The sequence below is a fragment of the Mariniflexile jejuense genome, from assembly GCF_042675665.1.
Classification (GTDB): domain Bacteria; phylum Bacteroidota; class Bacteroidia; order Flavobacteriales; family Flavobacteriaceae; genus Mariniflexile; species Mariniflexile jejuense.
Genome location: NZ_JBHTJI010000022.1, coordinates 46,708 through 71,646, shown reverse-complemented (window position 1 = coordinate 71,646; position 24,939 = coordinate 46,708). Strand labels below are relative to the sequence as shown.

At 32.1% G+C, this 24,939-nt stretch carries 22 protein-coding genes and 1 other RNA gene; 13 read left to right on the top strand and 10 right to left on the bottom strand.

What is annotated here, in order from left to right; genetic code table 11:
• Nucleotides 1–50: 50 nt before the first annotated feature.
• Together ACFQ1R_RS12005 and ACFQ1R_RS12000 are read right to left on the bottom strand one after the other, a co-directional pair.
• Complete coding sequence (locus tag ACFQ1R_RS12005; RefSeq protein ID WP_379926470.1) at nucleotides 51–383, bottom strand: CCC motif membrane protein; 333 nt, start codon at nucleotides 381–383, stop codon at nucleotides 51–53.
• A gap of 10 nt (nucleotides 384–393) precedes the next feature.
• On the bottom strand, nucleotides 394–675 hold the full coding sequence (locus ACFQ1R_RS12000; RefSeq protein WP_379926469.1) for a DUF2752 domain-containing protein: 282 nt from the start codon (nucleotides 673–675) through the stop codon (nucleotides 394–396).
• A gap of 160 nt (nucleotides 676–835) precedes the next feature.
• On the opposite strand from ACFQ1R_RS12000, the gene ACFQ1R_RS11995 reads away from it, so the two are divergent.
• Together ACFQ1R_RS11995 and ACFQ1R_RS11990 are read left to right on the top strand one after the other, a co-directional pair.
• Nucleotides 836–1,027: an LPXTG cell wall anchor domain-containing protein gene (locus ACFQ1R_RS11995; protein ID WP_379926468.1), complete on the top strand. Its 192-nt coding sequence runs from the start codon at nucleotides 836–838 to the stop codon at nucleotides 1,025–1,027.
• 5 nt (nucleotides 1,028–1,032) lie between these two features.
• Nucleotides 1,033–1,596, top strand: coding sequence for a Smr/MutS family protein (locus ACFQ1R_RS11990; protein ID WP_379926467.1), 564 nt, complete (start codon nucleotides 1,033–1,035; stop codon nucleotides 1,594–1,596).
• Here the strand turns inward: ACFQ1R_RS11990 and ACFQ1R_RS11985 are convergent.
• Nucleotides 1,593–2,504: a hypothetical protein gene (locus ACFQ1R_RS11985; RefSeq protein WP_379926466.1), complete on the bottom strand. Its 912-nt coding sequence runs from the start codon at nucleotides 2,502–2,504 to the stop codon at nucleotides 1,593–1,595. The two genes, ACFQ1R_RS11990 and ACFQ1R_RS11985, sit on opposite strands and share 4 nt — an antisense overlap.
• Nucleotides 2,505–2,606: 102 nt before the next feature.
• On the opposite strand from ACFQ1R_RS11985, the gene ACFQ1R_RS11980 reads away from it, so the two are divergent.
• Entirely contained in the window at nucleotides 2,607–3,749 is a 1,143-nt protein-coding gene (locus ACFQ1R_RS11980) for a cysteine desulfurase family protein (RefSeq protein WP_379926465.1), read from the top strand.
• On the opposite strand, the gene ACFQ1R_RS11975 is transcribed toward ACFQ1R_RS11980, so the two are convergent.
• Together ACFQ1R_RS11975 and ACFQ1R_RS11970 are read right to left on the bottom strand one after the other, a co-directional pair.
• Nucleotides 3,750–6,272, bottom strand: coding sequence for a TonB-dependent receptor (locus ACFQ1R_RS11975; protein WP_379926464.1), 2,523 nt, complete (start codon nucleotides 6,270–6,272; stop codon nucleotides 3,750–3,752).
• A complete protein-coding gene (locus ACFQ1R_RS11970; protein WP_379926463.1) occupies nucleotides 6,226–7,911 on the bottom strand; it encodes a M23 family metallopeptidase in 1,686 nt (561 codons plus the stop codon). Before ACFQ1R_RS11970 ends, ACFQ1R_RS11975 begins: the two co-directional genes overlap by 47 nt.
• A gap of 184 nt (nucleotides 7,912–8,095) precedes the next feature.
• Here ACFQ1R_RS11970 and ACFQ1R_RS11965 point away from each other — a divergent pair, with 184 nt between their 5' ends.
• From ACFQ1R_RS11965 to rny, 4 genes are all read left to right on the top strand, one after another.
• Complete coding sequence (locus ACFQ1R_RS11965; RefSeq protein ID WP_379926462.1) at nucleotides 8,096–8,386, top strand: hypothetical protein; 291 nt, start codon at nucleotides 8,096–8,098, stop codon at nucleotides 8,384–8,386.
• 13 nt (nucleotides 8,387–8,399) lie between these two features.
• On the top strand, nucleotides 8,400–8,693 hold the full coding sequence (locus ACFQ1R_RS11960) for a cell division protein ZapA (protein ID WP_379926461.1): 294 nt from the start codon (nucleotides 8,400–8,402) through the stop codon (nucleotides 8,691–8,693).
• A gap of 58 nt (nucleotides 8,694–8,751) precedes the next feature.
• A non-coding RNA gene (ssrS, locus tag ACFQ1R_RS11955) (6S RNA) lies at nucleotides 8,752–8,879 on the top strand.
• A gap of 57 nt (nucleotides 8,880–8,936) precedes the next feature.
• Nucleotides 8,937–10,511, top strand: a complete 1,575-nt coding sequence (rny, locus tag ACFQ1R_RS11950) for a ribonuclease Y (protein ID WP_379926459.1) — start codon at nucleotides 8,937–8,939, stop codon at nucleotides 10,509–10,511.
• Between the two features lie 88 nt (nucleotides 10,512–10,599).
• Here the strand turns inward: rny and ACFQ1R_RS11945 are convergent, their stop codons facing one another.
• On the bottom strand, nucleotides 10,600–11,511 hold the full coding sequence (locus tag ACFQ1R_RS11945; RefSeq protein WP_379926458.1) for a site-specific tyrosine recombinase: 912 nt from the start codon (nucleotides 11,509–11,511) through the stop codon (nucleotides 10,600–10,602).
• Between the two features lie 58 nt (nucleotides 11,512–11,569).
• On the opposite strand from ACFQ1R_RS11945, the gene ACFQ1R_RS11940 reads away from it, so the two are divergent.
• Nucleotides 11,570–11,995 (top strand): type II 3-dehydroquinate dehydratase, encoded by a 426-nt coding sequence (locus ACFQ1R_RS11940; RefSeq protein ID WP_379926457.1) that lies wholly within the window; start codon nucleotides 11,570–11,572, stop codon nucleotides 11,993–11,995.
• A gap of 143 nt (nucleotides 11,996–12,138) precedes the next feature.
• Here the strand turns inward: ACFQ1R_RS11940 and lpdA are convergent, their stop codons facing one another.
• Complete coding sequence (lpdA, locus tag ACFQ1R_RS11935) at nucleotides 12,139–13,515, bottom strand: dihydrolipoyl dehydrogenase (protein WP_379926456.1); 1,377 nt, start codon at nucleotides 13,513–13,515, stop codon at nucleotides 12,139–12,141.
• Between the two features lie 115 nt (nucleotides 13,516–13,630).
• On the opposite strand from lpdA, the gene ACFQ1R_RS11930 reads away from it, so the two are divergent.
• Entirely contained in the window at nucleotides 13,631–14,914 is a 1,284-nt protein-coding gene (locus ACFQ1R_RS11930) for an NAD(P)/FAD-dependent oxidoreductase (protein ID WP_379926454.1), read from the top strand.
• Nucleotides 14,915–14,940: 26 nt separating this feature from the next.
• Here the strand turns inward: ACFQ1R_RS11930 and ACFQ1R_RS11925 are convergent, their stop codons facing one another.
• Together ACFQ1R_RS11925 and msrB are read right to left on the bottom strand one after the other, a co-directional pair.
• Nucleotides 14,941–15,492, bottom strand: coding sequence for a DUF1572 family protein (locus ACFQ1R_RS11925; protein WP_379926453.1), 552 nt, complete (start codon nucleotides 15,490–15,492; stop codon nucleotides 14,941–14,943).
• A 107-nt stretch (nucleotides 15,493–15,599) separates the two neighbouring features.
• Nucleotides 15,600–16,070: a peptide-methionine (R)-S-oxide reductase MsrB gene (gene msrB, locus ACFQ1R_RS11920; RefSeq protein WP_379926452.1), complete on the bottom strand. Its 471-nt coding sequence runs from the start codon at nucleotides 16,068–16,070 to the stop codon at nucleotides 15,600–15,602.
• 163 nt (nucleotides 16,071–16,233) lie between these two features.
• On the opposite strand from msrB, the gene ACFQ1R_RS11915 reads away from it, so the two are divergent.
• The 3 genes from ACFQ1R_RS11915 (at nucleotide 16,234) to ACFQ1R_RS11905 (ending at nucleotide 19,401) form a co-directional block, all read left to right on the top strand.
• Nucleotides 16,234–17,049 (top strand): M48 family metallopeptidase, encoded by an 816-nt coding sequence (locus ACFQ1R_RS11915; RefSeq protein ID WP_379926451.1) that lies wholly within the window; start codon nucleotides 16,234–16,236, stop codon nucleotides 17,047–17,049.
• Nucleotides 17,050–17,137: 88 nt separating this feature from the next.
• Nucleotides 17,138–18,442 (top strand): MFS transporter, encoded by a 1,305-nt coding sequence (locus ACFQ1R_RS11910; protein WP_379926450.1) that lies wholly within the window; start codon nucleotides 17,138–17,140, stop codon nucleotides 18,440–18,442.
• Between the two features lie 38 nt (nucleotides 18,443–18,480).
• Entirely contained in the window at nucleotides 18,481–19,401 is a 921-nt protein-coding gene (locus tag ACFQ1R_RS11905; RefSeq protein WP_379926449.1) for a DUF6252 family protein, read from the top strand.
• 68 nt (nucleotides 19,402–19,469) lie between these two features.
• Here ACFQ1R_RS11905 and ACFQ1R_RS11900 read toward each other — a convergent pair whose 3' ends face one another.
• Complete coding sequence (locus ACFQ1R_RS11900; RefSeq protein WP_379926448.1) at nucleotides 19,470–22,019, bottom strand: ATP-dependent Clp protease ATP-binding subunit; 2,550 nt, start codon at nucleotides 22,017–22,019, stop codon at nucleotides 19,470–19,472.
• A gap of 352 nt (nucleotides 22,020–22,371) precedes the next feature.
• Here ACFQ1R_RS11900 and gyrA point away from each other — a divergent pair, with 352 nt between their 5' ends.
• Complete coding sequence (gyrA, locus tag ACFQ1R_RS11895; RefSeq protein WP_379926447.1) at nucleotides 22,372–24,933, top strand: DNA gyrase subunit A; 2,562 nt, start codon at nucleotides 22,372–22,374, stop codon at nucleotides 24,931–24,933.
• Nucleotides 24,934–24,939: the final 6 nt, after the last annotated feature.

The window sequence follows — 24,939 nt, the reverse complement described above, 5'->3', positions numbered from 1 at the left end:
ACAAAAAGGCTCACAAATTTGTGAGCCTTTTTATTAGATATAATTTTTTATTATTGACCGCTTACACCTTTTTGGTAACCTTCCATAAAGCCTTTTATAACTTCCTGTCTTTTTTCCCAACCGCCAGTTGATAAATCATAAATATTATATAGTAATGTTACTGCACATATAATAGTAATTACTAAAGCTACTGTTTTTGCAGTATTCATTGCATTTATATCACCTTCGTAATCATCAGGATTTAATTGCGCATCTTTTACTTTGTTTGATGCCATAAAATAAGCTGGACCAGCTAAAAATACGCCAAGGCCACCTAAGCAACAACATAGTAAACCAAATATTGATAATACGTAAATTAGAGTCGTGTTAAGATTTTTTTTCATGGATTTGTTTTTAGATTTTCTTGATTATAAAACTTGTTATAATTATAAAAACAGTAGCTATAGCGAGTGCGTTTATAATTTTATTCGAATTTTTAAATTTAAATAAAAAATTTATACCTATAATCACAAATAAAGGAATTAGTGTATAAATAGCAGGATACATATAAAATGCACCAATAAAATCACCATGAAGTATTAAGCTTACCGAGCGTTGCATGCCACAACCCATACACTCAAAACCAAAAAGTTTTTTGTTTAAGCAAGGCAACATGTAATCTTCTAAGGAGGACATTTTATAATTTTGAATTTTTCAAATTTAAAAAAATACTACATACCATGCATAATTGTTTTATTAATTTTGAATTGTAAATATTTAGAAATATTATCATTTTCAAAGAGACTTAACTCTAATTTTAATGTATTTTTATACCTAATTAATCGAAATTTTAACAATGAAATATTTAAATTATATAATTATAATTCTCGGTGCTATTGTAGCTATTTATGCTAAAACGGGCACAGAGCAAAACCAGTATATTTTAATAGGTGGTATTATGTTGCTTATGATAGGCGTTTACAGAATTTCGAAAACAATACCAAGTAGGCAAGATGAAGATGCTAATTTAGACGAAAACGAAAACTAAAAATTATGATTTTTAAAGTAGGTGATAGCGTTTTAGTTTTAGATGAAGCTATGACGGGTATTATTAAAAAAATAGTTGGAAATACTATTTCAATTGAAACAAACGATGGGTTTTTGCTTGATTTTGAAAGTAACGAGCTAGTTAAAAGAACCCCAGAAGTTAGTTTAAAGAAAAACGTTTTTTCGCATGCAAATCCTAATACAGCTATAAAGGAAAAGGAATTATCAGTAAAAAGAAAGCAAGTTAAAACCAAGCCAAAAGAGCGTTTTGTACCTACAATGGAAGTGGATTTACATATTCATCAATTGGTTAAATCATCAATAGGAATGACTAATCACGATATGCTAACACTTCAGCTAGATACAGCAAAACGCCAATTAGATTATGCCATATCAAAACGCATTCAAAAAATGGTTTTTATTCATGGTGTTGGTGAAGGCGTGCTTAAAGTTGAATTAGAATATTTGTTTGGCAGATATAGTAATATCAAATTTTACGATGCCAATTACCAAAAATATGGTGTTGGCGCTACTGAAGTTTATATTTACCAGAATACGGTTAACGACTAATTAAACGTTGCTACTTTTGTTCTAGAGCTAGATAATTTTCCGTTTTCTAAAACACCAAAATCAAACACATCCAACGAAATTATTTCTAAATTAAAGTTTGAAACCGTTAGTGTTACAACATACGTTTCATAAATTGTGTGTACTCTAAAAGCAGTTGCTGGTACTCTTGTTGCAACGGCTGGGTTTAAATAGTCGGGTAGCAGTATGCTAATGTCGTTTGCAGGATTTTGGTCTTGTGACTGGTTTTCTTCATCACGTGTTAAAACACCATCGCCATCATCATCAGTATCTAAATAATCAGGAATGCCATCTTTATCGGTATCTTGAGCATCACTTAAATCGTTATCGCCATTTGGGTTTGGTTTTTCATCTTTTGTAAGCACGTTATCGCCATCATCATCTACATCTAAATAGTTAGGAATGCCGTCTTTATCAGTATCATCATCTTCTAAATTACCGTTTCCATTAATATCTTCTAAAGCGGCAGGAATGCCATCATTATCATCCTCTGTCAAAACAGTTTTTATATGTACTTTTCCGCTAGTACTAACCAAATCTTTTTTAATTTTTATTTCAGAAAGTGGTATGTCATTACAAAACAAATTATTTGGCAAGGTTGTATTGCTATATGTTCTGTAATTAAAAACATTTGTGGCACTTAATTGAAAATCGGCTTCATAAATATTATCATCTTCAACTTCTAAAATATCTTCAATTGTTAACCCAGAAATTTTTATTGATAAAGATTCTGAAGGATCGTTTCTTGTTTTATAAAACACTAAACCATCGGTTCCGCAAGCTTGAAAGGTGTTATCAAAATCAAATTCAACATTAATAATATCGCCATCACTACAAGTATAAAAGCTTAAAACGGTAATGGATAGAATAACAAAAAATAACTTACGCATCAGGTTTGGGTTTTCTTCACAAAAATAAACGAATTGTTAATTATAACGTAGCTTATTAATAATAATTTTATTCTAAGTATTTTTGGGGTCTAAAAAAGTAATATGCAACAGGTTTATTTTGACAATGCAGCAACTACGCAACTACGTAGTGAAGTGATAACAGCTATGGTTGAAGTTATGAATAATAACTATGGTAATGCTTCATCTTCACACAGTTTTGGTAGATCGTCTAAGTCATTAATCGAAAAAACAAGAAAAGCTGTTGCAAGTTATTTAAACGTATCGGCAGGTGAAATAATTTTCACGTCTGGTGGTACAGAAGCTGATAATTTAATATTACAAAGTGCTGTTCGCGATTTGAAAGTTACACACATTATAACATCAAAAATTGAACACCATGCAGTTTTGCATACCATAGAACAACTAGTAAAAGACTATAAACTAGTTGTGAGTTATGTAGATTTGAAACCAAATGGAAAAATTGATTATTTGCATTTAGAAACTTTATTGAAACGTGAAGCGAAAACCTTAGTGAGTTTGATGCATATTAATAATGAAATTGGTAACATACTAAATATTAAAAAAGTAGCCGATTTATGCAAAGCGAATGATGCTTTATTTCATACAGATGCAGTACAGTCGGTTGGGCATTATAATTTAGATTTACAAGATGTTAAAGTAGATTTTTTAGCTGCTGCAGCGCATAAGTTTCATGGCCCAAAAGGTGTTGGTTTTGCGTTTATTAGAAGAAATTCTGCTTTAAAACCATCTATTTTAGGTGGAGAACAAGAGCGTGGACTTAGAGCAGGCACCGAAAGTGTGCATAACATTGTTGGTATGGAAATGGCTTTAAAATGTGCTTATCAAAACCTAGAAAAAGAAACGGAATATATAAAAAACTTAAAGCAATACTTTATTTCATCAATTGAGAAAAATATTCCCAATGCTACCTTCAACGGAAAGTCTGGTAACTTAGAAAAAAGCACATACACGCTAGTAAATGTGTGTTTACCAATACCACCTAAAAAAGCTGCAATGTTACTTTTTCAGTTAGATTTAAAAGGCATTGCATGTTCTAAAGGTAGTGCTTGCCAAAGTGGAAGCAATCAAAACTCGCATGTGTTAACTGAAATTTTAAGTGAAAATGATTTGCAAAAGCCATCTATTCGTTTCTCATTTAGTATTTACAATACCAAAGAAGAGATAGATTATGTGGTTGGTGTTTTAAAAGCGTTTGTTGAATAACTAAAACTTCATAGTTGTTCTAATATTAAAAACGCGCGGTGTTAAATAATTAGGAATAGCATATTGACGTTTTGTATAAACATCGCGAACCCAAGTGTTTGTTATAGAGTTTTGAACATCAAACATGTTGTAAATTTCAAATCCAAACGATAATTCTTTAAATGGTTTTTTCCAACCGCTATCAAATTGTTTTTTATCATCAACCAAAACAAATTGTAAGCCTAAATCGGCACGTTTATAATCGGGTAAACGGTTTTGGTAATCGTATGGATTAGCATAACTTGGTGAACCTCCTGGTAATCCTGTATTGTAAACTAAGTTTAAATACATTTTCATATTAGGTACATTTGGCACATAATCTTGAAAAAGGGCTGCAAACTTTAAACGTTGGTCTGTTGGTCGTGCTATATAACCTTGGTTATTTATGTTTTCTTCAGTTTTTAAATACCCAAAACTAAACCACGACTCGGTTCCTGGAACAAATTCACCATTTAATCGCATGTCTAAACCATAGGCATACGCTTCAGCATTGTTATTTGCTGAATAACGAATACGAACATTTTCTAGGGTATACGGATTTACATCCGTTAGTTTTTTATAATACGCTTCAGAAGTTAATTTAAATGGTCTATCCCACATTTTGAAGCTGTAATCGTTTCCTAATACTAAATGAAACGATTGTTGCGCTTTTACATTAGGTTGAACAACACCGTTTGCATCACGCAGTTCTCGGTAAAATGGTGGTTGGTAGTATAAACCAGCAGCAATTCTAAAAAGCATGTCTTTTTCCCAATACGGTTTTATAGCAAATTGTACTCTAGGGCTAAATACAGTTTGGTTTGATGAAGCCGAATTATCATCGTTAACCGACCAATTATGTACACGCACACCAGCATTGTACCAAACATCGCTTGTGCCTAAAGTAGCACGTTTACTCCATTGTGCATAGGCTTGAATTCTATTTATTTGTGTGTAATTGGTAGCTCTTACATTTTGAAAAGCTTCTAATGGTCCACTATAAGGTGTGTAAGGTTGCTCGTTTGTAGGTAGTGTTTTTGGTGGTCTGATAGAAAACCCAGCTGAATCGATAACTTCCCATTCTATAAGTCTATCACGAATATCTTCATTGGTATATTTTAATGACCATTCAATGCGGTTATCATTAATATTAAAATCGCCTTTATGTTCTATATTGGTTATTAAAGCATCTAAATCGTTTCGCCCGTGGTTAAGTTGACTGCCAACACCTCGGCTAAACTCAACCTCTCCTAAACCTTCTTCACCTATATTTGTGTTAACTTCTCCAAGTCTGTATTGTGCTAAAATATCAAAATATTCCTCTTCTGTGGTGTGGTATCTAGATGCTATTAGTTTTAAAGTTAAATCGTTATTTGCAAAATAAGTTCCTTTAAAAGCACCAAAATAAGTTTGGTAACGGTCTTTTTCTTGACCTTCATAGTATACTAAAAGCGCAATAGGATCGGTTAATGTTCCAAAATTGGTTTGACGTGTTTGTGGTTGGTAATTGTATTTGTTTATAGAGGCATTTCCTAAAAAATTCAAATGAAATTTACTAGAGAATTTATAAGTGAAATATGCTTGAGCATCTGCAAACGATGGTTTAAAATTGGTTTCAGTTTCTTTAGCATTTACAAATAAACTGTTATCGCGGTAACGTAAACCAACAATGCCCGAAAATTTTGAATCTTTACTAATGTTTTCAATAGAAAGGCTTCCACCAAGTAAACTAAAATCGGCATTAACTTCAAATTGATACGGGTTTTTATAGGTAATATCTAAAACAGATGATAATTTATCGCCATATTTTGCTTGAAAACCACCTGCCGAAAAATCGACGTTTTGCACCATATCTGTATTTACAAAACTTAAACCTTCTTGCTGTCCAGAGCGTACTAAAAACGGACGATATACTTCAATATCATTTACATACACCAAATTTTCGTCGTAATTACCACCGCGTACAGCGTATTGTGTACTTAATTCGTTATTGTTACTAACACCAGGAAGCGATAATAATAGATTTTCAACACCAGCATTGGCGCTTGGTATTTTACGTATTGTTTCAGGTTTTAAAGTTATGATGCCTTCCACATCGCGTTGGCGTTTATTGGTTACTACTACGGCAGCAATTTGTTCAATTGATGTGCTCATAACTGGGTTAAATTCATAATCTTCACCATTTTTTAAATTAAAAGTGCTGATTACTTTTTTGTGTGAAATATGTGTAAATTCAACCAAAACATCTTGGTTTGCAGGTATTTCTAAAATATAAAAACCATTAGCGTTTGTAGTTGTGCCTTTGGTTGTTGTTTTAATGTTTACGTTGGCTATTGGAACGTTAAATTCATCTAAAATAACACCTTTTATAGTTGCGGTTTGCGAATTACTTAACCCAATGACTGAGAAAAAGAATAAGGTAAAAACTAGAAATTTTGTTTTCAAATTTTGTTGTAATTTATTTTCTGTAAAAAACTGCTTCAAAAGTAGCACTATTTCCAACATTATCGGTTACAATTACTTTTAAATTATTCTTACCTTCGCTAATAGCATTATCATTAAAATCGTGTGTAAGTGTGTCGGTTTTATAATCGTATTCCATTAATATCCATTTACCATTTACAGTAGCACGGTAGTTAGAAATTCCAGAAAGTGCATCGTCTATTTTAATTTTTAAAAACCTGTAATTGCTTAACCATTGTCCGTCTTTAAAGTTAATTGCGGTAATAGTTGGGCTTACAGTATCGGTAGCTAGGGCATAAGTACCAAGTGTTTTTGTACTGGTAGATAGTATGTTGCCATTTCGTTTGGTAGAAGAATACAAAGGGTATTTTTTATAGCCAACCAAACGCGCAATGTATAGTTTGTTTTTATCAACATCTCTATAACTGCTAATATCGTAGTTTATAGTGAAATTTTTTCGAGTAGGTACAATATCTTCATGTAAAGTTAAAGTGTCATTTTTTACATCAAAATCAATATAAAAATTCTCATAAAAGGTATCAGGATAAAAATCAACCGATACATTTCCAGATTTCAAATTGGTACTTTGGCTAGCTGTTATATAATAAGGAGTAATTTTAGGTTTTACAGGGTTTGTAACCAAAGTTTTTTTGCCTTTTATATTTATGTAAACAAATGATTCATTGTTTTTAAAATCGGACACACGTATTTTGTAAATTGAGGAAACACTGTCATTAATGGATATAATACCATCATTTAAAGTTGGTTTTAAAATACTTAGAGGATTATTTTTTTTGAACAATTTTTGAATGCGTTCTCTTTTAGTTGTATAATGTTCATAATCGATATATTGATTAATGCAACCAGATTCATCAAATGAAAACACACTAAAATCAACTTCAAAATTTTGATTTCCGTTAAGGTATGTTTGAATATTAAACACACCATTTGAGTTTGCAGCTAAATCTTGTCTATCAGTTGTTTCAATACCAAAACCAATATTGCCAAAAGCTTCAATGCTTTCGGTGGTATAATCGCCACTTTTTAGCGGAATTAGTCTTAATTTTTGTTTAGAATTTAATTTGTTTACTGAAGCATTTTCATCTAAAGGAAATGCATAAATGGTACTAACAATAGGTTTTGAAGAATCTTTAATATCCAATCCAAACAGCATAGGATTCATGGGTCGTTCATCTTTATCACGAATTTCGTAATGCAAATGCGGTCCGCCAGAACCACCAGTATTACCGCTATAAGCAACTAAACTTCCTTTTGTAACAGGCAACGTTTCAGCGTTTGGAAACAATTCAATCTCAAAAGTTTCTTTCTCATATTGTTGCTTTTTAATATAAGCTTCAATTTCTGGTGAAAATTGTTGTAAATGCCCATAAACCGTTGTATAGCCGTTAGGATGCATAATATATAATGCTTTTCCAAAGCCAAAATGACTCAATTTTATACGACTCACAAAACCATCGGCGGCAGCAATAACATTTAAACCTTCGCGTTGTTGCGTTTTAATATCTAAACCCGAATGAAAATGATTGGAGCGTAATTCACCAAAGTTTCCAGCAAGTATTAAAGGAATTTCAAGTGGCGAACCAAAATAGTATTGCGGATAATTATTTTGAGAATACGTAATTATTGAGGAAACTAAAAAAAGATATAGGATTAATCGCATATAAAAGGAGTTCGTGCTAAAATATTAATAAGTTGTGAATGTGCAAAAGAATAAAACAAAAAACAAAAATCAAGCCATAGTATTGATTTTGAGGAATAACGAAATTTTTAAAATTTTATTGAAAAACAATTGTAATTTATAAACAGGTATGTTAACTTTGTGAGATAAGTATTGAAATTTGTAAATGAGTAATATTGAAGATATTGTAGATTCGTTAGAAAACAAAATTAGTAAAGTATTACATAAATTAGAACTTTTGAAGCTTGCAAACTTGAAATTGAATGAAGAATTAGAAATTTCAAAGCAAGAAATTCTTAGCCAAAAAAAACAAATTGTAAATTGGGAAGAAAAATATGAAGCTCTAAAAATGGCAAATACAATGCTTGGTAGTGACGATAATAAAAGAGAAACTAAGCTTAAAATAAACGCATTAATTAGAGATATTGATCATTGTATTGCTCAATTATCTGAATAAGCAACTAAAATCAATGTCAGAAAAGCTTAAAATAAAGCTATCTATAGCTAATCGAGTATATCCTTTAACCATTGATGCAAGTCAAGAGGAAGGTTTACGTAAAGCAGCTAAAAACATTGATGCCATGATAAAGCAATTTGAGCAAAGTTATTCTGTTAGAGATAAACAAGATGTATTGGCAATGTGCGCATTACAATTTGCATCTCAAGTAGAACAGAAGTCTATTGATAGAGAGAGTGTTAGCGAGCATGTAGAAGAAAAACTAAATGCTTTAAACAGTTTATTGCAATCTCATTTAGTCTCTTAAACGTTCTTTAAAAGAAACTAAAAAAGTTACTGCCTACATTAGATATTTTTTTTGATAAACTCAACGTTAATTCTTTAAAAAGGGTGAGTTTAAGTTGTAAAAGCATGCTGCATCTACTGAATTTATTTCAGTACCTAGCAGATCCTTGATCAGCTTGTTAACCCTAAACTTGTTTTTAAGGAGTTTATACAAAACTTTAAACTGGTGTAGGCTTTTTTATATATACTAATTAACTAAACACAAATGGATAACTCAATTATATTGATAGCTGTAGGCATACTAGTTGGCCTAATTTTAGGCTTTATTATTGCTAAAGTATTGGAGAAAAACAATGCATCAAAACTTGTTAAGGAAGCAAAAAAGAGTGCTACTTTAATTTTAAAAGAAGCCAATAGCGAAGGCGAATCAATAAAAAAAGATAAAATTCTTCAAGCGAAAGAAAAGTTTATCGAATTAAAATCTGAACACGAAAAAGTAATCTTCGCCCGCGATAAAAAAATGGACGAAGCTGAAAAACGTACGCGTGATAAAGAATCTCAAGTATCAAATGAACTAGCTAAAACTAAAAAACTAAACGAAAGTTTGGAAAGTAAGGAGAAAGACTACGCTCATAGATTAGATGTTTTAGAAAAGAAACAAGAAGAAGTTGATAAACTACATAAAAGTCAAGTACAACAATTGGAAATAATTTCTAGTCTTTCTGCTGAAGATGCAAAAAATCAATTAGTAGAATCTTTAAAAGGTGAAGCTAAAAATGATGCCATGGCATTTATTCAAAGTGCAATGGAAGAAGCTAAATTAACTGCCGAACAAGACGCTAAAAAGATTATTATTAACACTATTCAACGTATTGGAACCGAAGAAGCAGTTGATAACTGTGTGTCTGTTTTCAATATAGAATCTGATGATGTTAAAGGACGTATTATTGGTAGAGAAGGTAGAAATATTCGTGCTATTGAAGCTGCAACAGGTGTAGAAATTATTGTAGATGATACGCCTGAAGCTATTATATTATCATGTTTTGATTCTGTTAGACGTGAAATAGCGCGTTTATCATTACATAAATTAGTAACCGATGGCAGAATTCACCCAGCAAGAATTGAAGAAGTTGTTGAAAAAACAACCAAACAGATAGAGCAAGAAATTATTGAAGTAGGTAAACGTACCGTTATAGATTTAGGAATTCATAATTTACATCCTGAACTTATTAAAATGGTAGGTAGAATGAAATACCGTTCATCTTACGGACAAAACCTATTACAACATTCACGCGAAGTTGCTAAACTTTGTGGTGTTATGGCAGCAGAATTAGGATTGAATCCAAAATTAGCTAAACGTGCTGGTTTATTACACGATATAGGTAAAGTGCCAGATGCTGAAACAGATATGGAAACACCACATGCTATTTTAGGTATGCAATGGGCTGAGAAATTTGGTGAAAAAGATGAAGTTTGTAACGCTATTGGAGCGCATCATGATGAGATAGAAATGAAATCATTGTTAGCACCAATTGTACAAGTTTGTGATGCTATTTCAGGTGCACGTCCAGGTGCACGTCGTCAAGTTTTAGATAGTTATATTCAACGTTTAAAAGATTTAGAAGATATTGCTTTTGGTTTTAATGGTGTTAAAAAAGCATACGCTATTCAAGCAGGTAGAGAATTACGTGTTATTGTGGAAAGTGAAAAGGTTGACGACCAAAAAGCAGCCGATTTATCATTCAGTATTTCTCAAAAAGTACAAACCGATATGACGTATCCTGGTCAAGTTAAAGTAACTGTTATAAGAGAAACAAGAGCGGTTAATATTGCCAAGTAATACTTTCTGCAAAAACAGGAATCTTAGTTATAATAAATTAAAAATCCAGCATTATGCTGGATTTTTAATTTTGCATAAAGCATAAAGTTTACTTCCTAGGATGATATTTTTCAACAACCTTTGTTAAATGGCTCTTATCTAAGTGCACATAAATTTCGGTAGTAGTAATGCTTTCATGCCCAAGCATTAATTGTATGGAACGTAAATCGGCATTATTTTCTAATAAATGAGTAGCGAATGAATGCCGAAATGTATGTGGAGAAATACTTTTTTTAAGTCCTATTTTTTCAGCCAGTTGTTTTATAATAGTAAAAACCATAGCTCTAGTTAGCTGTTTTCCTGTATGATTTAAAAACAGAGTATCTTCAAAACCAGCTTTTACTTTTATATGTGTTCTAACTTCATTTTTATAAATATTAATATATTTTTGGGTGTCGGCAACAATAGGAACAAAACGTTGTTTGTCGCCTTTGCCGGTTACTTTTATAAAGCCTTCATCAAAAAACAAATCAGATATTTTTAGGTTTGTTAATTCACTAACACGTAAACCACATCCATATAAAGTTTCTAAAATAGCTTTGTTGCGCTGCCCAATATATATACCATTATATATTTGCGATAAATCTATCGCATTAATTAAACTGTCAATTTCATTTATGCTCAAAGTATCGGGTAATTTTCTTCCAATTTTTGGAGATTCAATTAGTTCAAGTGGATTTATAGTTATATAATCTTCAAAAACCAAATAGTTAAAAAAACTTCGTAACCCTGAAATTAAGCGCGATTGCGAGCGTGTATTAACAACTTTTGCAGTTTCATAAATAAATTGTTGAATTATTTCAGTTGAAATTGAAATAGGAGAAACATTAATGTTATTAACTTCTAAATAAGCAATTAGCTTATTAACATCAAGACTATAATTTTCTATAGAATTTTTTGATAAACCACGTTCTATTTTTAAATATAACCGATAATCTTTTAATGCATTTTGCCATTTCATGGATGTAAAAATATGAATAATTAAATCTAATAGTTTTAATTTTTAATATATTTACTGCATGAAAAAACTAATAATCATTAATGGTCCAAACTTAAATCTTTTGGGTAAACGTGAACCAGCAATTTACGGTAGTTTAACGTTTACAGAGTTTTTTGAAGAAGTAAAAAGTAAATACCCAACAGTTCAATTAGACTATTTTCAATCGAATATTGAAGGTGTTATTATTGATAAACTACACGAAGTTGGTTTTAGTTTTGATGGCATTATTTTAAATGCAGGTGCTTATACACATACGTCTATAGGTATTGGAGATGCCATAAAAGGTATTGAAACTCTTGTAGTTGAAGTACATATTTCTAACACATTTGGTAGAGAGGAATTTAGGCATCAATCATATATTTCGCCTAATGCAAAAGGTGTTATTCTTGGTTTTGGTTTGCAGAGTTACGAGTTGGCTATTCAAAGCTTTTTAAGCCCAACCTAGCCTCACCAAAGGGGGAGGAACCTTGCTCGAATGAAGAAAAAAATGCGATTCTTGAATTAAAGAATCGCATTTTTTATAATTATATTTTGTTTTTATTACCAGCAGAGTGGAAATTCCTCCCCTTTGGGAGGCTAGGTGGGGCATTACAAATGAATTACTTCATCATAAGCAGCAGCAACAGCTTCCATAACCGCTTCACTCATGGTAGGGTGTGGATGTACTGCTTTTAATACTTCGTGTCCTGTAGTTTCAAGTTTTCTACCTAAAACAGCTTCGGCAATCATATCGGTTACGCCAGCACCAATCATGTGGCAACCTAACCATTCGCCATATTTAGCATCAAAAATAACTTTTACAAAACCATCTTTATTACCACCAGCACTTGCTTTTCCTGAAGCAGAAAATGGGAATTTACCAACTTTAATATCGATTCCTTTTTCTTTTGCTTGTTTTTCAGTTAAACCAACGCTTGCAATTTCTGGAGTACAGTAAGTACAACCTGGTATGTTTCCATAGTCTAAAGCTTCTACATGCATTCCTGCAATTTTTTCAACACATAAAATACCTTCAGCTGAAGCTACGTGTGCTAATGCTTGACCAGGTGTTACATCGCCAATTGCATAATATCCAGGAATATTTGTTTGGTAGAAATTATTTACTAAAATTTTATCTCTGTCAACAACAATGCCAACATCTTCTAAACCAATGTTTTCAATGTTAGTTTTAATACCTACAGCACTTAGAATAATATCAGCCTCTAAAACTTGCTCACCATCTTTTGTTTTAACGGTAGCTTTTACACCATCGCCAGAAGTATCAACTTTTGTAACTTCAGCAGAAGTCATAATGTTTATACCACTTTTCTTAAACGATTTTTCCAATTGTTTTGATACATCTTCATCTTCAACTGGTACAACATTAGGTAAATACTCTACAATAGTAACTTCTGTACCCATAGAGTTGTAGAAGTAAGCAAACTCAACACCAATAGCACCAGAACCTACAACAATCATCTTTTTTGGTTGGTTTGATAAACTCATTGCTTCTCTATAACCAATTACTTTTTTACCATCTTGAGGTAAACTTGGTAATTCACGAGAGCGCGCACCAGTTGCAATAATGATGTGGTCTGCGCTGTATTCAACGCCATCAACATCAATTTTTTTGCTAGGTTTTAGTTTTCCATAGCCTTTAATAACGTCAATTTTGTTTTTTTTCATTAAAAATTCTATGCCTTTACTCATTCCATCGGCAACACCTCGGCTACGACTTACAACAGCATTAAAATCTTTGTCATAATCTTTAACCGATAAACCGTAATCACCTGCATGTTTCAGATATTCAAATACTTGAGCAGATTTTAACAAGGCTTTTGTTGGAATACATCCCCAATTTAAACATACACCACCTAGGTTTTCTTTTTCAACAATAGCAGTTTTAAAACCTAATTGCGACGCTCTAATAGCTGTAACATAGCCTCCAGGTCCGCTTCCAAGAACAATAATATCGTATTTACTCATGAGATTTTTTTAATCGTTAATTACAGGCTACGAATTTACGAAACGTATTTTTAATAATGAATTTAGAACGCTTTAAATTTATATCTTTTGTTACCTTTGTTATAATTAGTAGTTTATGAACATACCAAAAACAAGTTATCCGCGCGTTGTTATTATAGGCGGCGGTTTTGCAGGCATTTCGTTAGCAAAAAAATTATCGAAACAAGAAGTACAAGTTGTACTGTTGGATAAGAATAACTATCACACGTTTCAACCCTTATTATATCAAGTTTCTACAGGAGGTTTAGAACCCGATTCTATTGCGTATCCTATTCGAAAAATACTTAAAGATTTTCCTAATTTTCATTTCAGATTAGCAAATGTTGAAGAAATAAACACAGTTGAAAATAAGGTTTTAACTGATATTGGCGAGCTTAAATTTGAATATTTAGTAGTTGCTTCTGGTGCTGAAACAAATTATTTTGGAAATTCAGAAATTGAAAAAAACAGTATGGCAATGAAAACCATACCTGAATCTTTAAATTTAAGAAGCTTAATACTTGAAAATTTTGAAGAAGCCTTATTAACTTCCGATTTGAACGAAAGAAATGCTTTAATGAATTTTGTAATTGTAGGTGGCGGACCAACAGGTGTAGAACTTGCTGGTGCTTTAGCAGAAATTAAAAATGGCATTTTACCAAAAGATTATCCTGATTTGGATACACGTTTGGCACAAATACACATTATTCAATCTAGTGACTGTATTTTGAAAGGGATGAGTGATAAGGCATCTGAAAAAGCCGAAGATTTTTTGGAAAAACTAGGGGTGAACGTTTGGAAAAATGTACGCGTTACCAATTACGATGGTAAAACAGTGACTACCAATACCGATTTAACTTTTGAAACCGCCACTTTAGTTTGGGCAGCAGGTGTAAAAGGCGCTGCCATTAAAGGTTTAAGTGCAGGCGATTTTGTTGCTAAAGGTGATAGATTATTAGTTGATGAATTTAATCTAGTTAAAGGATTTAAAAATATTTTTGCAGTTGGTGATGTTGCTTGTATGACTACTAGTGAATTTCCAAATGGATTACCAATGATGGCTCAACCTGCCATTCAACAAGGCAAACAATTGGGAGAAAATTTGGTTCGCTTAATTGAAAATAAACCCTTAAAACCTTTTGAATATCATGATAAAGGTTCTATGGCAACCATAGGCAGAAATAAAGCAGTTGTAGATTTGCCAAGGTTCAAATTTCAAGGTGTGTTTGCGTGGTACGTTTGGATGTTTGTACACTTGTTTTTCTTAATAGGTTTTAGAAACCGTATGGTAGTTTTTATTAATTGGGTTTATAATTATGTGCGTTTTGATAGAGAAGCACGTTTAATTATTAGACCTTTTAAGAAAGCACTAAAGCGTTAGGTTTAATAACTTTTTTGAAATAAAAATTAAACATCATCGGTAAAGTGACGAATGCCTTTTTCTTTTTTAAATTTAGCATCGTTATATTTTTGCGAATCTCCTTTTGGTATGGAAAGTGATTGCCATTGGTCATTTTTTAAAAGCTTTCCTAAAAAAACTATTTGCCCAATATGGTAGGGGTAATGTGCTAATTGTCTGTTTATAGCTTCTGTTACAGTATGGCCTTCGTTTCTAATGTAAATAATTCGTTCTAAATCTTCAGTTTTTAAAGATTTCAAAGTGTTAAGTAAACAAAACCAACCTGTTTCCCAAGCAGCTAATAAATCTTCTTTTGATGTATAAGTATCTTTAAATTCATCATCTCTATTTCGCCATGGTTTTTCGCCATCTTCAGTTAAAAAATTAGTCCACCTACTTAACATATTACCAATAATATGTTTTGCTATTATTGAAATAGAGTTAGAATCTTCACTACTTTGCCATTGAATTTCATCGAAAGTTAATTGATTAAACGTTTTGTCGCCTAAACTTTTATAATATTCAAATTGTTTAATAATACTTACTAAATAGCTTTCCATTTTATTCAAATTTCAAAATCTAAATTACAAAAAACAAGTTACTAAAACTGCTTTTTTAGATGGAATTAAGTTGGGTTTTGAGATTTGCTTTTTGGAATTTTTAGAGTTTATTTTTCAGGAATAAACTTTAATGCAGCACCATTAATGCAATGTCTTTTTCCAGTAGTTTTTGGACCATCATTAAAAACATGTCCTAAATGACCACCACACGTTGCGCAATGCTCTTCATCACGAGTATAGCCTAAATTGGTATCTGTTCCAAAAGCAACATTGCCTTTAATTTCTCTATCAAAACTAGGCCAACCACTACCAGAATCATATTTGTATTCACTTTTAAATAAAGGCGTGCTACAAGCAGCACACAAATAAACACCTTTTTTATAATTTTTATTTAATGCACTTGAAAAGGCGCGTTCTGTTCCTGCTTTTCTAAGAACATAATATTGCATGTCGGTTAACTCAGCTTTCCATTCAGCATCGGTTTTGGAAACTTTGTACACTTTTTTGTTTTCTTTTTGAGCATTTCCATTACAATTGAATAATATCAAAGTAATTACAAGAAACAGTAATTTTTTCATTTGTAGTTTTTTGAGGTTTAACATGCTGTTTTGGTCGAATATATTTGTGATACATAACAAACAATAAAATTAAATTTAATTTAAGTGACGAATAAATTATTTTTGAGTCTAAAATAATAAGGTACAATTTTTGTATTTTTATTGAATATTTAAAACAATAAAAATGAAACTGAAGAATGCAACTATAATATTAGGTACAATTGGGTTAATTACTGCATGTGCTACAAACCCATTTACCGGAAAAAAAACAATGGCTTTGGTGCCAAATTCGCAATTGTTTCCAACAGCGTTTGCTCAATACGACCAGTTTTTATCTGAAAACAAAGTGGTAAAAGGTACTTCAGATGCTGCTATGGTGACTAGAGTTGGACAAAAAATTGCAGTTGCAGCAGAACGTTGGTTAAATGCTAACGGACATGTAGGTTACTTAAATGACTATAAATGGGAGTATAATTTAGTGAATGATGAAACCGTAAACGCATGGTGTATGCCAGGAGGAAAAATTGTTGTTTACACAGGAATTTTACCAATAGCAAAAGGTGAAACGGGTTTAGCAGCAATTATGGGGCATGAAGTAGCGCATGCATTAGCAAACCATGGGCAACAACGTATGAGTGCTGCTTATGTGCAACAAGGTGTTGCTATTGCTGGAAACATAGCTATAAAAGATGAACAATCTAGAAACGCATTTAACCAATATTACGGTATTGGGTCGCAAGTAGGTGTTATGTTGCCATTTAGTAGAGCGCATGAAACTGAAGCCGATAAAATTGGTTTGTATTTAATGGCGATAGCTGGTTATAATCCAGATGAAGCTGCCGAACTTTGGAAACGTATGAGTGCAGGAAGTAGTGGACAAGCACCACCAGAATTATTAAGCACACATCCATCAAACGAATCAAGAATTGCAAATCTTACAGCTTTAGCACCTACAGCAAAACAAGAAGCTGCAAAATTTGGAGTAACTTCTTTTAAATAAACATTTATTAAAATAGAATTAAAAATATTTACTTACTTTGAAGCTGCTTTAAAAAGGCAGCTTTTTTTATTTACATATACTTGTTTCTATGAATCAACTTGAAAAAGGAAGTAAAAAACTATTAAATGCTTGGGCGTTTTACGATTGGGCAAACTCAGTTTACACCTTAACCATTGCATCGTCAATATTTCCAATTTTTTACTCAGCGTTATTTTTAAGCGAGATAAAAGTGGTTCATGCCTTTGGATATGATTTTAAAAGTACCGCATTAATAACCTTTGTTACAGCGTTTACGTTTTTGGTGGTAGCAGTTACATCTCCAATATTATCTGGTATTGCAGATTATGTTGGTAATAAAAAGAACTTTTTAAAATTCTTTTGTTATGTTGGTAGTGCAGGTTGTATTGGGTTGTATTGGTTTGATATTACACCAGATAAAATTCATATCAGTTTACTATTTTACTTTATGGGCTTAATAGGGTATTGGGGAAGTTTGGTATTTTATAATTCGTATTTGCCAGATATAGCTTTTGAAGAACAACAAGATAGCGTTAGTGCTAAAGGGTTTTCACTTGGTTATGTAGGAAGTGTTATTTTACTGATAATCAATTTGATAATGGTTATGAGTCAAGAAGATGGTGCTTCAAAAATGCAAATGATGCGTTACTCATTTATAACCGTTGGTTTGTGGTGGGCATTGTTTAGTCAATATTCATTTTATTGGTTGCCAAAAGGAACTTCGTCTGGGCATAAAGTTACAACTGCTGTCATTTTTAATGGATTGAAAGAATTACGTTTGGTTTGGAAACAATTGAAGCAAAATTTACGATTGAAACGTTATTTGTATGCTTTTTTTGTATTTAGTATGGCGGTTCAAACCATTATGTTAGTCGCGGTTTATTTTGGTGAAGAAGAAATAGCTTGGGGTGATGATGGTGAAAAAACTACAGGACTTATCGTTAGTATTTTAATAATACAGTTGGTAGCCATTGTAGGTGCTATTTTAACATCGAAAGCATCAGCTAAATTTGGGAATATTAAAACACTAATAGTTGTTAATTTTATTTGGATGAGTTTGTGTTTTTATGCCTATTTCATGGAATCACCATTGCAGTTTTACATAGCAGCATCTTTAGTTGGTATGGTAATGGGTGGTATTCAAGCACTAGCGAGATCTACCTATTCTAAATTTTTACCTGAAACAGATGATACCACTTCATATTTTAGTTTTTACGATGTAGCTGAAAAAATAGGCATTGTAATTGGTATGATAATTTTTGCATCTATAGACCAAATTACAGGCAGTATGCGAAATGGTATTTTGTTTTTGTTTATTTTCTTTTTAGCGGGTATTATTTTATTATTTAGAGTACCTAGAATGTATGAAAATTAATATTAAATACTTATTTTTGTAAAAAAATATTATTATATATGAAGTTTCAAAAAAGTATTGTGTTGGCTGTTGTTTTAGCATTTACATGTTTAATTACATCTTGTAATATTGAGCCTTTTAATGATGATTATCAATCTATTGAAAATAATAATAAAGGGTTGTTAAAGGTTGATTTTGATGGCAAAACTTTCACTTCAGATGCTACCTCTGCTACGGTATTAAATGATGTAATCAATATTTCAGGATTTAGAGGTGTTAATCAAGAAGCAATAATCTTAACCATTTTTGCTAGTAAAATAGGTACTTATCAAATTGGAGTTACTGCAAATCAAGTTGAAACAAATGCTGCAGCATATAGTACAAATACAAAAACAGGTAATGGTAATGTTTGGATTGGTGCTACTGATTTTATTACTTCACAAGGAGAAGTTAAAATTACAGAAATTGACACTAAAAATAAAACGATATCTGGTACTTTTTTCTTCACTGGACAAAATCAAAATCTAGGAACTAAAGAATTTACAAATGGTGTATTCAGCAAAATTTCTTATACCACAGAAGCATTGCCACCAAGTGGTAAAAATACTTTTTTTGCAAAAGTTGATGGTGTAGAGTTTGTTGAAGATGCGGTGCAAGGTGTTGCTACTAGTTTGCCAGGTTTTTCGACTATTGGGATAAGTGCAACTAAAAATAATTTGCAAACTATTGGTTTAACTTTAAATTCCGATATCGTAGAAGGAGATTATACTTTTTCAAGTTTTACACCGCCATTAGGACAATATAATTTATCTTTAACTAATAGTAATGTATCTCAAAATGCGGGTAGTAAATTAACAATTACGCTACATGATAAAGCTAAAAAAAGAATTGTTGGAATGTTTAATTTTATGGCAAGTCCAGTTTTAGGTGGTCAAAGTTATGAAATTACCGAGGGTAGTTTTGATGTTACCTATTTTTAAATTGTTATAATAAAAAACCCCTATATTTTAAAATGTAGGGGTTCTTTTAAGTAACATTAAATTTATTTTTATGACTCAGTAGGCTTTTCAGCTTTTTGAATACTAATACTTAATTCTTGAGTGCTTTCATCCAAATCAATACTTATTTGGTCGCCTTCTTCAACATGAGACGTAATAATTTCTTCTGCCAAAGCATCTTCTACATATTTTTGAATAGCACGTTTTAAAGGTCTAGCGCCATATTGTTTGTCAAAACCTTTATCGGCAATAAAATCTTTAGCTTTATCGCTAAGTTTTAGTATGTATCCCAAATCTTTAATTCTTAGCAGAAGTTTGGTAAGTTCAATATCAATAATTTTATTAATATCTTCTTTTTCTAAAGCATTAAACATAACCACATCGTCAATTCTGTTTAAGAATTCTGGGGCAAACGATTTTTTAAGTGCATTTTCAATAACACTTTTTGCGTTTGCATCTTCTTGCGATTTTTGTGATGATGTACCAAAACCAATACCTGTTCCAAAATCTTTCAGTTTTCTAGCACCAATATTAGAAGTCATTATGATAATAGTGTTTCTAAAATCAATTTTTCGTCCTAAACTATCGGTTAAGTAGCCATCATCTAATACTTGAAGTAGCATGTTGAAAACATCTGGATGTGCTTTTTCAATTTCATCCAAAAGAATAACTGCGTATGGTTTACGTCTTACTTTTTCAGTTAATTGACCACCTTCTTCGTAACCAACGTATCCTGGAGGCGCACCAATTAATCTAGAAATAGCAAATTTTTCCATGTATTCACTCATGTCTATTCTAACAAGCGAATCTTCACTGTCAAATAATTCGCGTGATAGTACTTTTGCTAATTGTGTTTTACCAACACCTGTTTGCCCTAAAAATATAAACGAACCAATAGGTTTGTTAGGATCTTTAAGTCCTGCTCGGTTACGCTGTATGGCTTTTACAACCTTAGCAACAGCATCGTCTTGACCAATAACTTTACCTTTAATTAAGTTTGGTAATTCGGCTAATTTGTTTATTTCAGTCTGTGCTATTCTATTTACAGGAATGCCAGTCATCATAGAAACAACATCTGCAACGTTATCTTCTGTAACAATTTCACGGTGTTGTTTAGTGTCTTCTTCCCATTTTTCTTGAGCAATAGCTAATTCTTTTTCAAGGCGTTTTTCATCATCTCTTAATTTAGCAGCTTCCTCATATTTTTGCTTTTTAACAACCGAATTTTTAGTTTCTTTTACCGTTTCAAGTTGTTTTTCAAGCTCAATAATTTGTTTAGGTACTTCAATATTGGTGATGTGTACACGCGAACCAGCTTCATCTAAAGCATCAATAGCTTTGTCTGGTAAAAAACGCTCGGTCATATACCTGCTTGTTAATTTTACGCAAGCTTCAATAGCTTCAGGTGTATAATCAACATTGTGATGATCTTCATATTTAGCCTTAATATTGTTAAGAATTTCAATAGTTTCTTCAACAGTAGTAGGTTCTACAATTACTTTTTGAAAACGACGCTCTAAAGCACCATCTTTTTCAATATATTGGCGGTATTCATCTAAAGTAGTAGCACCGATGCATTGTATTTCACCACGTGCCAAAGCTGGTTTAAACATGTTTGAAGCATCTAAACTTCCTGTTGCGCCACCAGCACCAACTATAGTGTGAATTTCGTCTATAAACAAAATAACATCATCATTTTTTTCAAGCTCGTTCATTACGGCTTTCATACGTTCTTCAAATTGTCCGCGGTATTTAGTTCCTGCAACTAAACTTGCCAAATCTAAAGTTACTACACGTTTATTGAAAAGAATACGTGATACTTTTCGTTTTATAATTCGAAGTGCTAAACCTTCAGCAATGGCCGATTTACCAACACCTGGTTCACCAATTAAAAGCGGATTGTTTTTCTTTCTTCTACTTAAAATTTGAGAAACGCGTTCAATTTCTTTTTCTCTACCAACAACAGGGTCTAATTTACCTTCTTCAGCTAAAGCAGTTAAATCGCGTCCAAAATTATCTAAAACAGGTGTTTTAGATTTTTTATTAGCTTTTCCTGCTGGCGAGTTAAAAATATTGTCTTTTGAACCATCGTCTTCTGTATGCGAGTCATCATCTTGAAATGATTCTGCTTTTGGTTCTATATAATCACTGTCGTTTGTTATCATAAATTTGAATTGTTCTTTAACATTATCGTAGTCAACTTTAAGCTTATTTAAAAGCTTGGTAGTAGGGTCGTTTTCATTTCTTAAGATACAAAGTAGTAAATGTGCTGTATTTATAGAGGTACTTTGAAATAGTTTTGCTTCTAAAAAAGTTGTTTTTAAAGCACGTTCTGCTTGCCTTGTAAGGTGTAAATTCTTTTTTTGGTTCGCTGCAACTGTTATATTTGGATTAGCAGGACTTAATATTTCAACTTTACGTCTTAAATGGTTTAAATCGACTTCTAAGGCGTTTAAAATAGTAATAGCCTTACCATCACCATCACGCAAAAGACCAAGCATTAAGTGTTCTGTTCCTATAAAATCGTGACCTAAACGCAATGCTTCTTCTTTGCTATAAGCAATTACGTCTTTTACTCTTGGGGAAAAATTGTCGTCCATAATTAAGTTCCTTTCTGCATTAAAAATACTAAAACATTTTACTAATGGCAAAAACTATACCTTAAAATGTGTGAAATCGCCATTAGTAAGAAGTTTTTTGCAAAAAACATCACTAAAATAAAGCGATACCATATGGCTTTAATAAAATAATTAATAATTGCATATGAAAGTTGCTAATTGACGAAAAAATCTTTATAAAATCAAAATTTTAGCCGTCATATTTATTAACGAAAAAAACATATATAATTGTTAATAAAAAACATGAAAAAATGACTTATATCAATCTCTGTAACTATTGAAATATGTATATTAGCATGTTTTGAAAAACTCATAAAACTTAATTAAATTATTTATGGCAGAAGGAGAAAAATTGATCCCTATTAATATTGAAGATGAGATGAAAACCGCTTACATTGACTATTCAATGTCGGTTATTGTGTCACGTGCATTACCAGATGTAAGAGATGGATTAAAACCAGTACATAGACGCGTGCTTTATGGTATGCATGAGCTAGGAGTAAGAGCAACTGGAGCACACAAAAAATCAGCAAGAATAGTTGGAGAAGTTTTAGGAAAATACCATCCACATGGCGATACATCGGTTTACGATGCTATGGTACGTATGGCTCAAGAATGGAGTTTGCGTTACATGTTGGTAGATGGACAAGGTAATTTTGGTTCTATTGATGGTGACAGTCCTGCAGCAATGCGTTATACAGAAGCACGTATGCGTAAAATATCTGAAGACATGTTGGCAGATATTGAAAAAGAAACTGTAGACCACAAATTAAATTTTGACGATACTTTACAAGAACCAACCGTATTACCAACACGTATTCCAGGGCTTTTGGTTAATGGCGCATCGGGTATTGCAGTAGGTATGGCAACAAATATGCCACCTCACAATTTAACCGAAGTTGTTAATGGCACTATTGCCTATATTGAAAATAACGATATTGAAATAGACGAGTTAATAAAGCACATTAAAGCACCCGATTTCCCAACAGGAGGAATTATTTATGGGTATGATGGTGTAAAAGAAGCTTTTCATACAGGTCGTGGACGTATTGTAATGCGTGGAAAAGCCAATATTGAAGAAGTTCAAGGACGTGAGTGCATTATTGTAACCGAAATTCCTTACCAAATTAATAAAGCAGAAATGATTAAAAAAACTGCTGATTTGGTAAATGAAAAGAAACTTGAAGGTATAGCAACCATTCGTGATGAATCAGATAGAAATGGTATGCGTATTGTTTATGTGTTAAAACGTGATGCAATACCAAACATCGTTCTTAATAAATTATACAAATATACGGCGTTACAATCATCTTTTAGTGTTAATAATATAGCACTTGTAAATGGTCGTCCACAGTTATTAAACTTAAAAGAATTAATCCATTATTTTGTTGAACACAGACATGAAGTTGTAGTAAGACGTACAACTTATGAATTACGTAAAGCAGAAGAACGTGCTCATATTTTAGAAGGATTAATTATAGCTTCAGATAATATTGATGAAGTTATTAAAATTATTAGAGCATCTTCAAATGCTGATGAAGCTCGTGAAAATTTAATCGAACGTTTTAAACTTTCAGAAATTCAAGCAAGAGCCATAGTAGAGATGCGTTTGCGTCAACTTACTGGTTTAGAGCAAGATAAATTGCGCTCTGAATATGAAGAAATAATGAAATTAATCATCGACCTGAAAGACATCTTAGATAAAAAAGAGCGTCGAATGGAGATTATTAAAGAAGAACTAATAGTAGTAAAAGAAAAATATGGTGATGAACGTCGTTCGGTAATTGAATACGCAGGTGGCGATTTAAGTATTGAAGATATGATTCCTGATGAGCAAGTAGTTATTACTATCTCGCATGCAGGTTACATAAAACGTACTTCATTATCAGAATACAAAACCCAAAATAGAGGCGGTGTTGGACAAAAAGCTTCAACCACCAGAAATGAAGATTTCTTAGAGCATTTATTTGTTGGTACCAATCACCAATACATGCTGTTCTTCACCCAAAAAGGAAAATGTTTCTGGATGCGTGTTTATGAAATTCCAGAAGGTAGTAAAACCTCTAAAGGTCGTGCCATTCAAAACTTAATAAATATTGAGCAAGATGATGCTGTTAAAGCCTTTATTTGCACACAAGACCTTAAAGATGAGGATTATATAAACAGTCATTACGTAATTATGGCTACTAAACAAGGTCAGGTTAAAAAAACGTCTTTAGAGCAATACTCACGTCCAAGAACAAACGGTATCAATGCTATTACTATTAAAGAAGACGATATTTTACTTGAAGCGCGTTTAACAACCGGTGAAAGTCAAGTAATGCTTGCACTAAAATCTGGTAAAGCCATTCGCTTTGAAGAAGCAAAAACACGTCCGATGGGTAGAAGTGCTTCAGGTGTAAGAGGTATAACCCTTGCTGATAAAAATGATGAAGTAATTGGAATGGTAACTATTGAAAACCCACAAGAAGAATCGGTTTTAGTAGTTTCAGAAAACGGTTATGGAAAACGCACATATATTGATGATCCTGAAGATGGTGAACCAGTTTACCGTATAACAAATCGTGGTGGTAAGGGTGTTAAAACCATTTCTATCACTGAAAAAACTGGCAAATTAGTAGCAATAAAAAGTGTGACCGATAATGATGATTTAATGATTATCAATAAATCTGGAATTGCTATAAGATTAGGTGTTAAAGATCTTCGAGTTATGGGTAGAGCAACTCAAGGTGTTAAACTAATAAACCTTAAAAACAACGATTCTATCGCTGCGGTTGCAAAGGTAATGCATGAAGAAGATGAAGAAGAAACGTTGGAAGGTGTTGAAAATAGGGATGATTTAGATGCTGGCACAACTCTTGATACTAACATAGACGAAAATAACACAGAAAATTAAAATTAA

Bases quoted from the DNA above. Each gene is read 5' to 3' on its own strand.
- ACFQ1R_RS12005 (WP_379926470.1), bottom strand. From the start codon at position 383: ATGAAAAAAAATCTTAACACGACTCTAATTTACGTATTATCAATATTT.
- ACFQ1R_RS12000 (WP_379926469.1), bottom strand. From the start codon at position 675: ATGTCCTCCTTAGAAGATTACATGTTGCCTTGCTTAAACAAAAAACTT.
- ACFQ1R_RS11995 (WP_379926468.1), top strand. From the start codon at position 836: ATGAAATATTTAAATTATATAATTATAATTCTCGGTGCTATTGTAGCT.
- ACFQ1R_RS11990 (WP_379926467.1), top strand. From the start codon at position 1,033: ATGATTTTTAAAGTAGGTGATAGCGTTTTAGTTTTAGATGAAGCTATG.
- ACFQ1R_RS11985 (WP_379926466.1), bottom strand. From the start codon at position 2,504: ATGCGTAAGTTATTTTTTGTTATTCTATCCATTACCGTTTTAAGCTTT.
- ACFQ1R_RS11980 (WP_379926465.1), top strand. From the start codon at position 2,607: ATGCAACAGGTTTATTTTGACAATGCAGCAACTACGCAACTACGTAGT.
- ACFQ1R_RS11975 (WP_379926464.1), bottom strand. From the start codon at position 6,272: ATGTTGGAAATAGTGCTACTTTTGAAGCAGTTTTTTACAGAAAATAAA.
- ACFQ1R_RS11970 (WP_379926463.1), bottom strand. From the start codon at position 7,911: ATGCGATTAATCCTATATCTTTTTTTAGTTTCCTCAATAATTACGTAT.
- ACFQ1R_RS11965 (WP_379926462.1), top strand. From the start codon at position 8,096: ATGAGTAATATTGAAGATATTGTAGATTCGTTAGAAAACAAAATTAGT.
- ACFQ1R_RS11960 (WP_379926461.1), top strand. From the start codon at position 8,400: ATGTCAGAAAAGCTTAAAATAAAGCTATCTATAGCTAATCGAGTATAT.
- rny (WP_379926459.1), top strand. From the start codon at position 8,937: ATGGATAACTCAATTATATTGATAGCTGTAGGCATACTAGTTGGCCTA.
- ACFQ1R_RS11945 (WP_379926458.1), bottom strand. From the start codon at position 11,511: ATGAAATGGCAAAATGCATTAAAAGATTATCGGTTATATTTAAAAATA.
- ACFQ1R_RS11940 (WP_379926457.1), top strand. From the start codon at position 11,570: ATGAAAAAACTAATAATCATTAATGGTCCAAACTTAAATCTTTTGGGT.
- lpdA (WP_379926456.1), bottom strand. From the start codon at position 13,515: ATGAGTAAATACGATATTATTGTTCTTGGAAGCGGACCTGGAGGCTAT.
- ACFQ1R_RS11930 (WP_379926454.1), top strand. From the start codon at position 13,631: ATGAACATACCAAAAACAAGTTATCCGCGCGTTGTTATTATAGGCGGC.
- ACFQ1R_RS11925 (WP_379926453.1), bottom strand. From the start codon at position 15,492: ATGGAAAGCTATTTAGTAAGTATTATTAAACAATTTGAATATTATAAA.
- msrB (WP_379926452.1), bottom strand. From the start codon at position 16,070: ATGAAAAAATTACTGTTTCTTGTAATTACTTTGATATTATTCAATTGT.
- ACFQ1R_RS11915 (WP_379926451.1), top strand. From the start codon at position 16,234: ATGAAACTGAAGAATGCAACTATAATATTAGGTACAATTGGGTTAATT.
- ACFQ1R_RS11910 (WP_379926450.1), top strand. From the start codon at position 17,138: ATGAATCAACTTGAAAAAGGAAGTAAAAAACTATTAAATGCTTGGGCG.
- ACFQ1R_RS11905 (WP_379926449.1), top strand. From the start codon at position 18,481: ATGAAGTTTCAAAAAAGTATTGTGTTGGCTGTTGTTTTAGCATTTACA.
- ACFQ1R_RS11900 (WP_379926448.1), bottom strand. From the start codon at position 22,019: ATGGACGACAATTTTTCCCCAAGAGTAAAAGACGTAATTGCTTATAGC.
- gyrA (WP_379926447.1), top strand. From the start codon at position 22,372: ATGGCAGAAGGAGAAAAATTGATCCCTATTAATATTGAAGATGAGATG.